This is a genomic window from Noviherbaspirillum cavernae (assembly GCF_003590875.1).
GTDB classification, from domain to species: domain Bacteria; phylum Pseudomonadota; class Gammaproteobacteria; order Burkholderiales; family Burkholderiaceae_D; genus Noviherbaspirillum; species Noviherbaspirillum cavernae.
This window is the reverse complement of sequence record NZ_QYUN01000002.1, coordinates 2,760,288-2,775,485: the sequence shown is the minus strand read 5'-3', so window position 1 is coordinate 2,775,485 and position 15,198 is coordinate 2,760,288. Positions and strand designations below refer to the sequence as shown.

Genomic DNA, 15,198 nt, shown 5'->3' with positions numbered 1-15,198 from the left:
TATCGAGCTATTGCATAACCCCATTCATCCCCTGCCGATGAACGGCATCTTGGTTGCCATCACTGTCATGAATTGCACATTGGCATCCAGCGGCAGGCTCGCCATGTACAGCACCGCACGCGCGACATGTTCGACATCCATCGTCGCCTCGATCGCGAGCGCGCCGTTCGGCTGCAGGATGCCCTTGCTCATGGTTTCCGTCATGTCGGTCGAGGCATTGCCGATATCGATCTGGCCGCAGGCGATGTCATATTTCCTGCCGTCCAGCGAGGTCGATTTCGTCAGGCCGGTGATGGCGTGCTTGGTGGAGGTGTAGGCCACCGAGTTGGGACGCGGCGCATGCGCCGAGATCGAGCCGTTGTTGATGATGCGGCCGCCGCGCGGCTGCTGCTCCTTCATTAATTTGAACGCCTCCTGCGTGCACAGGAATGCGCCGGACAGGTTGACATCGACAGCCGCCTTCCATTGCTCATACGGCAAGTCTTCCAGCGAGACGGAGACGGCGAACACGCCCGCATTGTTGAACAACAGGTCGAGCCGGCCGAAGGCTTCCTTTGTCTGTGCGAACAACGCTTTTACCGAGGCGGGGTCGCTGACGTCCGTCGGCACCACCAGCGAACGCGCGCCGGCCACCGCGCCCAGTTGCGCGGTCTGTTCGAGCTGCTCGCGCCGGCGTCCGGCCAGCACCACGGAATAGCCCTCGCGCAACAAGGCAAGCGCGACATGCTTGCCGATGCCGGAACCCGCGCCGGTAACGAGAGCGATTTTGTTCGATGTCATTTGTTTTTCCTCCATGATGAAACAGATGTATCAGCTGGCGTTTGCGTTCTCGTTTTAGACGAGAATCAAACTACCGATGAGGCAAAGAGTTAGGGTGGAAAACACATGTTACCCAGAACGTCATTCTCGTCAGCGCCGACAACAAGATGCAAATCAGCATCACATTGTCCCCTGTTTCAATGAATACTGCCGCCCCTTCAATCCGGTGACTGCCATGAACCAGAACGAATCCGACACACGCAAGGAAAACCAGCTGCGCGAAGCCGCGCTGGAATACCACCGCAGCCCGACGCGCGGCAAGATCGAAGTCGTCGCCACCAAGGCCCTGTCCAATCAGCGCGATCTTTCTCTCGCCTATTCGCCGGGCGTCGCCTACGCCTGCGAGGAAATTGCCAGGGATCCCGCCACCGCGGCTGAATATACGTCGCGCGCCAATCTCGTCGCGGTCGTCACCAACGGCACCGCCGTGCTCGGCCTGGGCAACATCGGCCCGCTCGCCGGCAAGCCGGTGATGGAAGGCAAGGGCTGTCTGTTCAAGAAGTTCGCCGGCATCGACGTGTTCGACATCGAGCTGGCGGAACACGATCCCGACAAGCTGGTGGATGCGATCGCGATGCTGGAGCCGACCGTCGGCGGCATCAACCTGGAGGACATCAAGGCGCCCGAATGCTTCTACATCGAACGGAAGCTGCGCGAGCGCATGAACATACCGGTCTTCCACGACGACCAGCACGGCACGGCGATCATTTCGACGGCGGCATTGCTCAATGGCTTGAAGGTGGTCGGCAAGGAAATCGGGACGATCAAGCTCGCCGTTTCCGGTGCAGGGGCTGCCGCCATCGCCTGTCTCGACACGATGGTCAGCGTCGGCGTCAAGCGCGAGAATATTTTCGTGACCGACTCGAAAGGCGTGATCTACATCGGCCGCGAGGCCAACATGGAAGTCAACAAGCAACGGTATGCGCAGCAAACCGATGCGCGCACGCTGGCCGACATCATCAAGGGCGCGGACGTGTTTCTCGGCTGCTCCACCGCCGGCGTGCTGTCCGGCGAGATGGTCAAGACCATGGCCGACAGGCCGATCATCCTCGCGCTCGCCAATCCCGAACCGGAGATCAGGCCGGAAGTGGCGAAGGCTGCGCGACCCGACTGCATCATCGCGACCGGTCGCTCCGACTATCCGAACCAGGTCAACAACGTGCTGTGCTTCCCGTACATCTTCCGCGGCGCGCTCGATTGCGGCGCGAGCAAGATCACCGAGGAGATGAAGCTGGCCTGCGTGAAGGCGATCGCGGAACTGGCCGAGGCCGAAACCACCGACACGGTGGCCGCCGCGTACGCCGGTCAGGAACTGAGTTTCGGACCGGAGTACATCATTCCCAAGCCCTTCGATCCGCGCTTGATTGAAAAGATCGCGCCGGCCGTGGCCAAGGCGGCAGAGGAATCCGGCGTGGCGGCGCGTCCGATCCAGAATCCGGCCGCATACCGCCAGCAGCTCAGTACATATGTCTATCACACCGGCCTCATCATGAAGCCGGTATTCTCTGCCGCAAAGAACGATCCCCGGCGCGTGGCGTATGCCGAGGGCGAGGAAGAGCGTGTCTTGCGCGCGGTGCAGACCGTGGTCGATGAAGGACTGGCGAAGCCGACGCTGATCGGACGACCGCACGTGATCGAGATGCGCATCCAGAAGGCGGGCCTGCGCCTGAAAGCGGGCACGGATTTCGAACTCGTCAACCCGGAGGAAGATCCGCGCTACCGCGCCTATCACGAGGAATATCAGCGTCTGCGCGGCCGCGACGGCATCACGCCTGACATGGCGAAGGCGGCATTGCGACGCTCGAATACGCTGATCGGCGCGATGCTGATGCATATGGGCGATGCCGACGCCATGTTGTGTGGCACGATCGGGCGCTTCGATGCCCATCTGGAACACGTGCGCGATGTGATCGGCATGGCCCCCGGCGTCAATGCGCTGGCAGCGATGAATGCGCTGATGCTGGAAAAGTACACGCTGTTCATCACCGACACCTACGTCAACGACGATCCGAGTGCCGAAGAACTCGCCGCTATCACGAAGCTGGCGGCGAAGGAAGTCATGCGCTTCGGCCTGCAGCCCAAGGTGGCGATGCTGTCGCACTCGATGTTCGGCTCGTCCACCCGGCCATCCGCGCTCAAGATGCGCATGGCGCGCGACATCCTCGCGCGTTCCGCGCCGCATCTGGAAGTCGAGGGCGAGCTGCAGGGCGATGCCGCGCTGGTGGAAGACGTGCGCCGTCACTTCCTGCCGCACAGCACGCTGGCCGGCAGCGCCAACCTGCTGGTGATGCCCACGCTGGACGCGGCTAACATCGCCTTCAACCTGCTGAAGATCACCGGCGGGCAGGGCGTGACGGTGGGGCCGATTTTGCTCGGTACGGCCAAGCCGGTGCATATCCTGAACCCTGCCGCCACCACGCGGCGCATCGTCAACATGACGGCGGTCGCGGTGGCCGACGTGATCGATGCGGAAAAGGCGGGTTGAGCATGAGCGATTCGCTGCATATCGTCTGCCCGCACTGCGCCACGGTGAACCGCGTGCCTGCCGTCAAATTGCATGAGCAGCCCGTTTGCGGAAAATGCGGGCGCGGCATGTTCAACGGGCATCCCGCCGAGCTCGATGGCGCGGGATTCGCCAGGCACATCGAGCGCAATGACATTCCGGTACTGGTGGATTTCTGGGCGCCGTGGTGCGGCCCCTGTCGCATGATGGCACCGGCCTATGCGCAGGCGGCACAGATGCTGGAGCCTGACATGCGCGTGGTCAAGCTCAATACCGAAGCAGCGCAGGACATTGCTGCGCGCTATGCAATTCGCAGCATCCCCACGCTGGCATTATTCAAGAGCGGGCGTGAAGTCGCGCGTCAGGCCGGCGCGATGGATGCCGGCCGAATTGTGGCGTGGGCCAGGGCGCATGCAGGATGAGGTCGGAACCCTTTGCCGGAACGAATGGCGATGCGGCGTGAAGTGCGGACATCGCAAGATTGCGTGGAGAAAGCGAGCGCTTCCAGTGCGGTTCTCCGTGCCATGTAAAGACCGGTTGGAGCGGGTGCTGTCATTCCGAACGCATGTGAGGACTCTCGCTCGATATTGCTTGTGCCCATGAAAAAAGCCTGGCGTTTCGGCCAGGCTTTCTTGATCTCGAATATCGAATCGGCTGTGACACCGATGCACCGAGAATTACTTCTTGACTTTGTTCACGGCATCCTTGAATGCCTTGCCTGCGCTGAACTTGACTGTCTTGGCTGCTGCAATCTTGATCGCTTCGCCGGTGCGCGGGTTGCGGCCGGTGCGTGCTGCACGCTTGCCGGATCCGAACGATCCGAAACCGACCAGTTGCACCGTGCCGCCCTTGGTCACGGTCTTCACGATGTTTTCGATCAGCGAATCGAGAGCACGTTGTGCAGATGCCTTGGAAATGTCGCAATCAGCTGCAATAGCGTCGACCAGTTCTGTTTTGTTCATTGAGCCTCCATAAAAAAGTGCCGTTCATTCTAGCACTGGTATTTCTTTTGAACATCATTCTCAAAAGGAAAAAACGCTGCATGCGTCGCAAATTTTGTACAGAGACTGCAGCCATGCGAGTCGGAAACGCCATTTGCATCGACGAGCGCGACAGATTGTATTGAGTTTTTGCAGGCGAGTGAAGGGCCGCAAGCGTGGCGTAGGAATTGTCCTACCATGTTCATGGCAGGACCACCGACGGCGCGTGTTCAAGGAATCCTCGGCCTCATGCAAGGCACTGTTTCCATTTCAACAAAACGGCGATCGCTCACTGTCGCCATGCATGGTGTGCACGCTCGGAGGTCCATGCATCCAGATGCAATTGTGATAATGCGAGAGGGTCGGCGAGCAGGATGTTTCGCTGGGTATTGGTCAGCGCATCGGGGCCCGATTGCAGCGCGGTCTGCGCGAGTCGTGCCCGCGCCTGGCGGCTGCCGGATGGCAGCGCCGGATGCGCGGTGGCGGCTGCGCACATCAAGGCATTGATGCGCGGATCGACGACCGCATCGATGAAATCCGGCGACGCATCAGCCATGCCGACATGCGCGAAGGTCTCGCGCAATTCCACCGGCGGCGTGCTTTCTTCCGGTATCACGAACAGGTGCGCGCGGCGGAACAGACGGCCCAGCGAGATGCGGCTTGACAGGACCGACAGCGGTATCGCCAGCGCCAGTGCACCAGCGATCGGCAGCAGCCAGGGCAGGAACGATGGATTGAGCCAATACACGCCGATGCCCCACGCGAGCCCGAGTGCGGTATGCCAGCCGTGCTTGCGCAAGGCTTCGCCCCACGTCGTCTCCGAATCCGCGCGCGGCGGCGACTTCCATCGGATCGCCCAGCCGAGGTAGGCGGCGGCGACGAACAGCGTGTGGAACAGCATCCTCAGCGGCGCGAGCAGCATCGAAAAAACGATCTCGATCGCCATGCTCGCGATCAGGTGCAATGCGCCGCCGTACTGCCGCGCGCCGCGCGCACAGATCAGCAGCACGCTCAGGAATTTCGGCAGCAGCAGCAGCGTCGCGGTCGCGGTAAACAGGCCGATCGCTTTTTCCGGATGCCATTGCGGCCAGATCGGGAACAACTGGCGCGGCTCGATGAAGTACTGCGGCTCGGTCAGCGAGTGAAGCGCCAGCAGGGCGGTCGATATGGCAAGAAACATGAACCACAATGGTGCAGATAGATAGGCCATCACGCCGGTGACGAACACGGCGCGGTGCACCGGATGCATGCCGCGCGCCGCGAACAGGCGGAAGTTCATCAGGTTGCCGTGACACCAGCGCCGGTCGCGATTCAATTCGTCCAGCAGATTGGGCGGCATTTCCTCGTAGCTGCCGTCGAGGTCGTACGCGATCCACACCGCCCAGCCCGCGCGCCGCATCAGCGCCGCTTCCACGAAATCGTGCGACAGGATTTCGCCGGCCAGCGAACCGTGTCCGGGCAGCGGCGCGAGTGCGCAATGACGCATGAACGGCGCGAGGCGAATGATCGCGTTGTGTCCCCAGTAATGCGATTCGCCCAGTTGCCAGTAGTGCAGGCCGGCGGTGAACAGCGGACCGTACACGCTGGTCGAAAACTGCTGGATGCGCGCATACAGGGTGTCGCGCCCGGCAGCACGCGGCGCGGTCTGGATGATGCCGGCGCCGGGATTGGCTTCCATCAAACGCACCAGCGTGGTCAGGCACGCGCCGCTCATCACGCTGTCGGCGTCGAGCACGATCATGTAGCGATAGTCCTTGCCCCAGCGGCGGCAGAAGTCATCGATGTTGCCACTCTTGCGCTTGACGCGCCGATGACGCCGGCGATAGAAGATGCGGCCGAAGCCGTTCACGGCGCGGCACAGATCGGCCCAGCCCGCCACTTCGGCGGTGCAGATGTCGCTTTCATTGCTGTCGCTCAGGATGAAGAAATCGAAGCGGTCGGCGTCGTTCGTGCGCGCCACGGATTCGTAGGTCGCACGCAGGCCGGCCATCACCCGCGCCACGTCCTCGTTGCAGATCGGCATGACGATAGCGGTCCGCGCGGCTGCATCGATCGGTGCATTGCCGCCGGCGTGGCGCGAGATGATGTAGCGGTCGGTGCCGCGCAGCAAAACGAGGAATCCGGTCATCGCCGTCCAGAATCCGGCCGATACCCAGCAGAACAGAATCGCGAACAGGGCCAGCAGCGCCAGCTCGAGCGGCTGGCTTCCCTGGTAGGGCAGAACCTGGCGCATGAAGTGCGTCGCCAGTGCGGTCTGGATCAGCATCAGGGTCAACAACACGATGCGCCGGACGTTGCCGTTGTTCTGCCAGCCACCGCGCGGATCGGGGGCATCGACCGTGTCTTCCGGAATCTCGGGCGTCGCGGCGGGCCACGGCTGGCGCGCGGTGTTGCCGGAGTCGTCGTCGGATCGGCGCGTACTCCAGTGATGCGGACGGCGGATCGCCTTCCTGATCCAGCGCACCAGCGGATTCAGCGCGCCCCACGGATACGGCACCATTGATGCCCGGTTGAGCGGCGGCGCGAGGGGCAAGCGGCCGTCGAACCGGTCCGCGCTGTGCGGTGACGGCGCCGACGCATCGCGACGCGTTGCCAGCGACGGCAGCGGCCGGTAGCACAAGCCGAGCCGCGCATCGATCGACGCGTATGCCGGATTATCCTCGCTGGCGCGTTCGCCGGCGAGCACCTGGTGCAGCCGCGTCATCGCTGCGCGCGGTATCAGGTCGTCATGGTCGGCATGCTCGTCCACGCCTGCGGCGATGCTGCGGCGCATGACGGATGACAGCGGCAGCCGCGCAAGATAACTTGCGCACAGCTGCGAGTGCGGCAAAGGCAAGACCGACTGTGCCGCATCGCGGCTCAGTCCGGAGGCAGTATGTAACTCCACGTTTCGGACAGGGTTTCGTTGTTGCTGTGCAGGTAGCCGCGCATTTCCACCGGCTTCTTGTCGTCGATGCGGCGCATGCGGATCGTCATGCGCCATCCTCCGGTCGTTTCGTTCGGGTAGGCATTGGTTTCGAGCAGCTTGCCGTTGCTGTCGATGGTGACGATGGCTTCGACTTTCGCTCCATTCATCCCATTTGTTCCATTCGTTCCGCTCGTTTCATTCTGCAGTTTCTTCAGCGCCGGGCCTTCGAAATCGACCAGAAACGCGATGCTGTCATCCGGCTTGCGCCGATAGCCGTGGCCGCGCCGCGTTTGTGTCACCCATGACAGTGGCGGGCGCTTCTCGACGTCCTTTTGCCACAGCACCCGATATTCGAAAGCGAGCGGCGTGCCGGGGCGCGGCGCGGCATCGGGTATCCAGAACGCCACGATGTTGTCATTGGTTTCGTCCGGCGTCGGTATCTGCACGAGTTCGACGCGCCCGGCTCCCCATGCGCCGAGCGGTTCGATCCATGCGCTGGGCCGCGCTTCATAGTGTGCTTCGAGGTCTTCAAAACTGTTGAAGTGGCGGTCGCGTTGCATCAGGCCAAAACCGGAAGGATTGATCGTGGCAAACGAAGTCACCAGCAAGCGCTTGGGATTCACCAAGGGGCGCCACAACCACTCGCCGGTTCCGGATTGGACCGACAAACCATCGGAATCGTGCACTTCGGGCCGATAATCCTCGATGCTCGCACGCTGGTTTTCACCGAAGAAAAACATGGTGGTCAAGGGTGCGATGCCAAGCTTGCTGACGTTTTCGCGCAAGTAAAGTTGCGTCTTGACATCGACCACGGTATCGACGCCGGGCTTGACGATGAAGCGGTACGCGCCTGCCAGTCGGCGCGAATCGAGCAGTGCGTAGATCGTCAATTCCTTCGCCGCCGCGTCGGGACGTACGATCCAGAATTCGGTGAAGTGCGGAAACTCCTCGCCGGAATTCAAGGCCGTATCGATCGTCAGCCCGCGCGCCGACAAACCGTACAGCTGGCGCTTGCCGACTGCCCGGAAATAGCTGGCACCGAGAAAGGCAATCACTTCATCCTTGTATTGCGGCGTGTTGATGTTGTAGTGCACGCGAAAGCCGGCAAAGCCGAGGCCGGTCAAATCCTTCGTGTTGATTTCATTCGCGCCGTAGTTGTAGGACTTCGGATCGAAGCGGATTTCCTGCACGCTCTTGTCGCTCACCTCATTGATCTTCACCGGGCTTTCAAAAAACAATCCCTGGTGGAAGAACGCCAGTTCGAACGGCAGCTTCGCGTTGCGCCAGTGCGTCTTGTCGGTCCGCATGCGGATGTCGCGGTACTGATCGTAGGTGATGTTTTCGAGCGCCTTCGGAATATTCTTCGCCGGCTTCTTGTACGGGCTCTCGGCAAGCTGTTTCGCTTTTGCCGCGACGTCGTCGAAGTTGAAGGCCAGCGCCGCCGACGGCAGCAGGCACAGACACAATGCAAGCGCCGGTTGGCGGCAGCATGACGAAATGATGTTGAAGAGAAAGCGAGGCATCGGAATCCGAAAGGCAGTCACCGATCTGCAATGATGACCGTGTGTCCGTTCGGCTTTTTGACGTGGTGCAATGCAACGTCAACTAACGGACGGGCCTGATGGCGATATGTGATGCGATTGGCAGGGCGAGCGCCTTCGACAATTGCCGAAGCGAAATCAGATCAGACCGAACCAGCCGAGCAAGGCACCTGCGCCCAGCAACCACAGCAAGTGAATGCGGGTGCGCCAGACAATGAGCGTGGTGGCAATGATCAGCAGCCAGATCCGCCAATCCTCGGCCGGATTGTTGTTGGCGCTTGCCAGTATCCAGCCGGTCGCGATCACCAGTGCGATCACGATGGGGCTCAGGCCCAGCTTGAAGGCGCGCACTGCGCGCAAGTCGCGGTTGCGGTGTCCCCATTTCGCCGCCAGGTAAGTCAGGGTGGTGCTCGGCAAGAGAATGCCGGCCATCGTCAGAGTCAGGCCCAGCAGGCCGGTACCGAAACCGCCCGCATTGATGCCGACGTTCCAGCCCATCAAGGCGACGAACAGGATGTTCGGTCCAGGCGCGGCTTGCGCGATGGAAATCGACGCATTGAATTGCATGTCGGTCAGCCAGCGATGCTCGTCGACCAGGTAGCGGTGCATTTCCGGCGCGGTAGTGATGGCGCCGCCGATCGACAACAACGACAGCAACAGGTAGTGGCCGAACAGGTTGAGCCAGTCGCTCCATTGCATGGAAATCTGCAGCGCGGAATTCATGGCTTCAATTTCCGGTAAGCCAGCCCGAAGCCGACGATGCCGAGGCCCAGCAACACGTAAATCAGCGGCCAGCGCAGCAGCGCGATGGCGATGAAGCACAGCGATCCGAGCGCGATGCACCATGGCATGCCAAGCGGATTCTTCTTCAAGGCATTGAACAGCTTCAGGCCGCTGGCGATAATCAGCCCCGAGGCGACCGCGCCCATGCCGCGCAATGCGCCAGTGACGCCGGGATGCGTTGCGTAGTGTGAATAGGCCAGCGCCAGCAGCAACAGCACGATCAGCGGCACCGCCAGCATGCCAGCCAGTGCCGCCATCGCGCCCGGCAGTCCGAAACTGCGCGCGCCGATCATCAGGGAAATGTTGACCACGTTCGGACCCGGCATGATTTGCGCGACCGCCCAATCCTCGATGAATTCCTCCTTGCTCAGCCAGCGCTTTCTTTCCACCAGTTCGTACTGGATGATGGCCAGCACGCCGCCGAAACCTTGCAAGGCAATCAAGGTGAAGGAGACAAACAAATCAGTCAGGGATTGCGGGCGCGGACGGTCTTCCGCTTTTTGGAGATCGGTCATGAGGTGCTGGCGCGGGTCGGGATGTACCGACGAGGGTGATGCGGAGTGAAAAAGGTATTGCTGTTCAGGCAATGTTCAAGTTCCGGGAAGGCTGGCATGGCAAACCTGGTCCTTGGAAGTGAAGTCGACATCAAGCCTGAATCATTGTTGTTTTTCGTTTGAATGATTGTAGTGTAGTATCTGCCGACATCAAAAAAATCCATGCTCAAGGATGACAGGAGACAAACACGCCCGGCTTGCCGGGCGTTTTTTTGTGTGGGTCGCGTGCAGATATAAGGATTGCGCATATCTGCTATCACAAGAATAAAGAGGAAAAATATGATGCGGTGCCATACAATGAAATCTGTCTCCTCCAACTCTCCTTTGAATTGGATTCAGCCCGCTACCGCAAGGTCAGCGGGCTTTTTTTTTCTCTTCGCGGCTTGCTGCACTCTCCTGCGGCTCGTTACGCCGCGTCCAGGATCTTGCGAATCTTTCCGATGTTTTTCAAGGTGCTTTGCAAATGTTCTGCCATCGCTTGTGATGCTTCTTCGTTCCGCTCGTGTTCGAGGAGCTCAAGGATATGCAGATGCTGCTTGCACTGTTGCTTGTAGCGGCTGCGGTCCAGCATCGAGCGGTAGGAGAGCAGTCGCCTGACGCGGTTGACGCGCCGGATGGCGTCGATGAAGAAGGGATTGCCGGATGCCTCGACCAGCGTCTCGTGAAAGCGCACGCCGCGATCATGCAACTGGTCTGCGCTGTCGGTTTCGATGCCGCCATTGAGCAGGTGCAGTTCCGCGGCGCGACAACGATCGGCTGCCTGACGATCCAGCCGGTAACCCGGCTCGAGCAGGGCCGCCGGTTCCAGGGCGAGCCGCAGGCGATACGACTGCACCAGGCTGTCGGGCGTGGTCAGCATCGAGGAAAACGACCAGCCGTAGCCGGGCTTTTTCTCTGCCCATCCTTCCTGGGCAATACGGGCCAGAACCGATGACAGCTGGGTGGCGGTCAGCTGGTAGCGCTGCCTCAGCAGGCTCTCCGAAAATTCGTCAGGCAATTGTCCCCGCAGCCGGTCTTCCGCGATGCGAAAGTACACGGCGGTCACGATGTCATTTTCCGCCAGCCCGATTTCGCTGGCCGGCTGCAACGGTTTTTGCGCAAGAAAATAGCCGCGGTTCGGCTCCCGCCGAAGAATGCCTCTTTCACACAGCATGCCGAGCGCGTCGTTGACCGGCTGGCGCGATACCCGCAAGCGATCCGCCAGCATTTGCGCCGGTAGATGCGTCCCGATCTCGAGGTTGTCGGCCTGGATGATGTCAACAATGCGCGCGGCGACGGGTTTCATGATGCTGCGACTTGCCGGCTGGATTGAATGGTCTGGTCGAGGATGAGAGGAATGACGCCGCCGGCTTTCAGCAGATTGATTTCCAGTTGCGTTTCGACCGCGGCTTTGGCCGCGATGGTATCGACAGTGCCATTGGCCCGGTGCACGCGAACGGCAATCGGGCAGCGCGGTGACAACGCATCTGCGTCGGCGTGGATTTCAATCCGGTCACCGAGGGCGATGGCCGGCATCCCCTTGATCGCGGCAGCCGGGAGTTGCACGGGAAGGATGCCCATGCCGATCAGGTTGGAACGGTGGATCCGTTCGAAGCTGCACGCCAGCACGGACCGCACATTCAGCAGGCGCAAGCCCTTTGCCGCCCAGTCGCGGGACGAGCCGGTGCCGTAACGTTCTCCTGCAATGACGACGATCGATTCGCCGTCGTCGCGATAGCGTTGTGCCGCTTCCCAGATGGGCATGACGTCGCCGCTCGGAACATGCACGGTATGGGCGACGGGGAGTCCGTCTTTCAACAAATTGATCACGTTCCGATTGTGGAATGTGCCTCTGAGCATCACCTGCCAGTTTCCTCGCCGTGAGGCGAAGACGTTCAGGTCGTTGCGCTTGTCGCCGCGCTGCACCAGATAGTCGGCAACCAGACTCTTGGGCGGAATGGCGCTCGCCGGCGAAATGTGATCCGTCGTGATGTCATCGCCCAGCACCATCAGCGGGTAGGCGCGGTAATTACCGAGCAGACCGCCTGCCTCAAGTGACGCGAAGGGCGGGCGCTGCAGGTAGTTCGACCGCTCGTCCCAGGGGAAAAGCGCCGAGTCAGGGGCATCGAGGCCATGCCATGCCGGGTTCTTTTCCGCCCGCTCGAAATCCCTGCGGTAGTCCGCTGTATCCTGTGCCGCAGCAAGGCAGCGCGCGATTTCTTCGCGCGTCGGCCACAAGTCCCGCAGATACACAGGCTTTCCGTCCGCCGTTGTCTGGATCGGACCGGCCTCCAGATTCTTGTCTGCATCGCCGGCCAATCCGTATGCGATCACCAGCGCAGGAGACATGATGAAGCCCAGGTCAAGATCGGGATGCACGCGGCCGGGAAAATTCCTGTTGCCGGACAGCGCGGCCACCGGCTTGCCGCTGCCTTCATCGATCATCTTCCGGATCGGCTCGGTCAGCGGACCGGAGTTGCCGATGCATGTTGCACATCCGAATCCCACGATGCCGAATCCGATGGCTTCCAGATCAGGAAGCAAGCCTGTGCGCTTGAGATAGGAAGCCGAGGCGGGAGAGCCGGGTGCGAGCGAGGTCTTGACCCACCTGGCCGGTTGCAGGCCGAAGGCGCGTGCCTTGCGCGCGACCAGTCCGGCGGCAATCAGCAGCGCCGGGTCGGAGGTGTTGGTGCAGCTCGTGATGGAAGCAATCGCGATCGGATGCAGCGGCAGTTCCGGGGAGGGGGCCGACACGCTGAACTGCTGCAATGCTGCCGGCACGTCGGCTAACCGCAAACGATCCTGCGGCCGGGTCGGCCCGGCCACGTGCATGCCGATGTCATCGAGATCGATCTCGATGACCCGGCTGTAGCGCGGCTCGGCGCCCGGTTCGAACCACAGGCCGGTACGCCGCGCGTACGCTTCGACCAGTGCCTGTGCGTCCTCGGTCCGCCCGGTCGCGCGCAGATAGGAGATGGTATGGCGGTCGATGCCGAAGTAGCCGGTGGTGGCGCCATATTCGGGCGCCATGTTGGCAACCACTGCGCGATCGCCTGCGCTGAGGGTATCGACGCTGGGGCCGAAGAATTCGACGAAGTCGCCGGTCACGCCGGCCTGCCGCAGGCGCTGGGTCACCGTCAATGCCAGATCGGTCGACGTGCAGGCGGCACCGAGCGCGCCGGTGAGCCGGACGCCGACCACATCCGGAATGCGCAGCATGGTCGGCATGCCGAACATCACGGTCTGCGCCTCAAGTCCACCTACGCCCCAACCAAGCACGCCGATGCCGTTGATCATCGGGGTATGGCTATCCGTGCCGATCAAGGTGTCGGGGACTGCCCACGTTTCCTCGCCGGATTCTTCCCGGCGCGTTTCGGCGCAAACGACCGTCGCCAGCTGTTCGAGATTGATGGTGTGCATGATCCCCGTTCCCGGAGGATGAATGCGCACGCCGCTCAAGGTCTTGGAGGCCCACCGCAGGAAGCGGTAACGCTCTTCGTTGCGCCGCATTTCATGTTGCAGGTTGAGAGAGATCGCGTCGGGTCTGGCGAATTCTTCCACCGCCAGCGAATGGTCAACCGAGACGTCGACGGGAATCACCGGATTCAGGAGGGATGGGTCGACGCCGTGCTCGGCAAGGACGTTGCGCATTGCCGCGATATCAACCAGTGCCGGGGTGCTGGTCGTGTCATGCATGAGCACGCGGCCAGGCTGAAACGGAATCTCCGCCTCGCTGCTGCCGGAAGCGAGCCATCCGAAGATGGCGGCGACGGCATCGTCCCGCTCCTGGCCGCGCATGTTGCGCACGATATTTTCCAGCAGGATGCGCAAGACAAGGGGAAGCCGATCGAGTTCGCTGCCGAACAGGGCCGGCAAATCAACGATCTTGTAGCGGCGGCCGGCCACATCCAGGTCACCGGGCGGGTAGGCGGGGGAGGTTTTCATGAAACGTATTATTGCATATGATCGCAAAAAAATGCAAAGTAACGTAGAATGAAAAATGATGAGAAACCGGCTGGCAAAAAACGGCTTTTGCGGCGTACCATCTGTTGCATACCGGGCAAGCGAGCGGAAGCCCCCGGCAAAAAAATCCGCATCAAAACAAGTGGAGTTTCATTTCTAGGAGATATGGATATGTTCAAGTTGAAGACGATGCTGGTTCGTGCAGGCCATGCGATTGCGTTCGGCGCTGCGTGCGCCTCTGTCTTGCCTGCCATGGCGCAAGAGGCACTGGAACTCAAGATCATTGCGCCGGCCGCGCCGGGCGGCGGATGGGATGGTGCGTCGCGTTCCTTGCAGCAGGTCATGGTCGCGACCAAGGCCGCCAAAAGCGTTCAAGTCATCAACGTGCCAGGTGCCGGCGGCACAGTCGGCCTTGCCCAGTTCGTCAACAATGCCAAGGGCGACGGCAACCAACTCATGACAATGGGCATCACGATGCTGGGCGCCGTGCTGACCAATAAATCGCCCGTCGGACTGGATAGCGTGACGCCGATTGCGCGGCTGACGGCGGATCCGCTGGTGGTGGTGGTTCCGGCCAATTCGCCGCACAAGACGATCAAGGACCTCGCTGCGGCGATCAAGGCCGACACCTCGAAGGTGGTGTGGGCGGGCGGCTCGGCCGGTGGCGCCGACCATATCCTGGCGGGACTGGTGGCAAAGGCTGCCGGTGGCGATGCCAGCAAGCTGAACTATGTGCCGTTCTCCGGCGGCGGCGAAGCGCTTGCCGAGATGCTCGGCGGCCGCGTCACTGCGGGCGTATCCGGCTATAACGAGTTTGAAAGCATGATCAAGGCGGGCAAGCTGCGCGCCCTGGCCCTGTCTACCGGCAAGCGGCTCGCGGGCGTCGATGTGCCCACGCTGAAGGAGCAGGGCATGGATGTGGAACTGGTCAACTGGCGCGGCATTGTCGCCGCTCCCGGCATCACGCCTGAGCAGCGCAAGACGCTGGCAGCGGCGGTCGAAAAGACGATCAAGTCGCCTGAATGGGAAAAGGTTCTCAAGGCGCGTGGCTGGGAAGACGCCTATCTGCCGTCAGATCAGTTCGCCGCGTTCATGAAGGCTGACCAGGCGCGCATCAAGGAGGTGCTGACCTCGATCGGATTGGTGAAATGATCGACGGCAACGTCAG

The 15,198-nt window shown here is 61.4% G+C and carries 11 protein-coding genes; 3 read left to right on the top strand and 8 right to left on the bottom strand.

The genetic code is table 11. The features are described 5' to 3' along the window. Window positions 1–24: 24 nt before the first annotated feature. Window positions 25–780, bottom strand: a complete 756-nt coding sequence (locus D3870_RS13030; RefSeq protein WP_119742066.1) for an SDR family oxidoreductase — start codon at window positions 778–780, stop codon at window positions 25–27. Between the two features lie 214 nt (window positions 781–994). Here D3870_RS13030 and D3870_RS13025 point away from each other — a divergent pair, with 214 nt between their 5' ends. Together D3870_RS13025 and trxC are read left to right on the top strand one after the other, a co-directional pair. After that, window positions 995–3,304 carry an NADP-dependent malic enzyme gene (locus D3870_RS13025; protein WP_119739705.1) on the top strand — a complete coding sequence of 770 codons (2,310 nt, stop codon included), beginning with the start codon at window positions 995–997 and terminating at the stop codon, window positions 3,302–3,304. Window positions 3,305–3,306: 2 nt separating this feature from the next. Then, window positions 3,307–3,744, top strand: a complete 438-nt coding sequence (gene trxC, locus D3870_RS13020; protein ID WP_119739703.1) for a thioredoxin TrxC — start codon at window positions 3,307–3,309, stop codon at window positions 3,742–3,744. Between the two features lie 255 nt (window positions 3,745–3,999). On the opposite strand, the gene D3870_RS13015 is transcribed toward trxC, so the two are convergent. The 7 genes from D3870_RS13015 to acnA all read right to left on the bottom strand — a co-directional run bounded on the left by D3870_RS13015 (window position 4,000) and on the right by acnA (window position 14,012). Next, window positions 4,000–4,284: an HU family DNA-binding protein gene (locus D3870_RS13015; protein ID WP_119739701.1), complete on the bottom strand. Its 285-nt coding sequence runs from the start codon at window positions 4,282–4,284 to the stop codon at window positions 4,000–4,002. A 307-nt stretch (window positions 4,285–4,591) separates the two neighbouring features. Next, window positions 4,592–7,165: a glucans biosynthesis glucosyltransferase MdoH gene (gene mdoH, locus D3870_RS13010; RefSeq protein ID WP_277986372.1), complete on the bottom strand. Its 2,574-nt coding sequence runs from the start codon at window positions 7,163–7,165 to the stop codon at window positions 4,592–4,594. Further along, entirely contained in the window at window positions 7,162–8,733 is a 1,572-nt protein-coding gene (locus D3870_RS22795) for a glucan biosynthesis protein G (RefSeq protein ID WP_147375790.1), read from the bottom strand. The genes mdoH and D3870_RS22795 overlap by 4 nt, the downstream gene beginning before the upstream one ends. A gap of 156 nt (window positions 8,734–8,889) precedes the next feature. After that, a complete protein-coding gene (locus D3870_RS13000; RefSeq protein WP_119739697.1) occupies window positions 8,890–9,474 on the bottom strand; it encodes a chromate transporter in 585 nt (194 codons plus the stop codon). Next, window positions 9,471–10,049, bottom strand: coding sequence for a chromate transporter (locus D3870_RS12995; RefSeq protein WP_119739695.1), 579 nt, complete (start codon window positions 10,047–10,049; stop codon window positions 9,471–9,473). The genes D3870_RS13000 and D3870_RS12995 overlap by 4 nt, the downstream gene beginning before the upstream one ends. A gap of 445 nt (window positions 10,050–10,494) precedes the next feature. After that, window positions 10,495–11,373, bottom strand: a complete 879-nt coding sequence (locus tag D3870_RS12990; RefSeq protein ID WP_119739693.1) for a GntR family transcriptional regulator — start codon at window positions 11,371–11,373, stop codon at window positions 10,495–10,497. After that, entirely contained in the window at window positions 11,370–14,012 is a 2,643-nt protein-coding gene (acnA, locus tag D3870_RS12985) for an aconitate hydratase AcnA (protein WP_119739691.1), read from the bottom strand. Before acnA ends, D3870_RS12990 begins: the two co-directional genes overlap by 4 nt. A gap of 189 nt (window positions 14,013–14,201) precedes the next feature. On the opposite strand from acnA, the gene D3870_RS12980 reads away from it, so the two are divergent. Continuing rightward, entirely contained in the window at window positions 14,202–15,182 is a 981-nt protein-coding gene (locus tag D3870_RS12980; RefSeq protein ID WP_242489969.1) for a Bug family tripartite tricarboxylate transporter substrate binding protein, read from the top strand. Window positions 15,183–15,198: the final 16 nt, after the last annotated feature.

Excerpts from the sequence above, each read along its gene's own strand:
- D3870_RS12980 (WP_242489969.1), top strand. The coding sequence starts at position 14,202 with ATGTTCAAGTTGAAGACGATGCTGGTTCGTGCAGGCCATGCGATTGCG.
- trxC (WP_119739703.1), top strand. The coding sequence starts at position 3,307 with ATGAGCGATTCGCTGCATATCGTCTGCCCGCACTGCGCCACGGTGAAC.
- D3870_RS12995 (WP_119739695.1), bottom strand. The coding sequence starts at position 10,049 with ATGACCGATCTCCAAAAAGCGGAAGACCGTCCGCGCCCGCAATCCCTG.
- D3870_RS13030 (WP_119742066.1), bottom strand. The coding sequence starts at position 780 with ATGACATCGAACAAAATCGCTCTCGTTACCGGCGCGGGTTCCGGCATC.
- D3870_RS12990 (WP_119739693.1), bottom strand. The coding sequence starts at position 11,373 with ATGAAACCCGTCGCCGCGCGCATTGTTGACATCATCCAGGCCGACAAC.
- D3870_RS13015 (WP_119739701.1), bottom strand. The coding sequence starts at position 4,284 with ATGAACAAAACAGAACTGGTCGACGCTATTGCAGCTGATTGCGACATT.
- D3870_RS22795 (WP_147375790.1), bottom strand. The coding sequence starts at position 8,733 with ATGCCTCGCTTTCTCTTCAACATCATTTCGTCATGCTGCCGCCAACCG.
- D3870_RS13000 (WP_119739697.1), bottom strand. The coding sequence starts at position 9,474 with ATGAATTCCGCGCTGCAGATTTCCATGCAATGGAGCGACTGGCTCAAC.
- acnA (WP_119739691.1), bottom strand. The coding sequence starts at position 14,012 with ATGAAAACCTCCCCCGCCTACCCGCCCGGTGACCTGGATGTGGCCGGC.
- D3870_RS13025 (WP_119739705.1), top strand. The coding sequence starts at position 995 with ATGAACCAGAACGAATCCGACACACGCAAGGAAAACCAGCTGCGCGAA.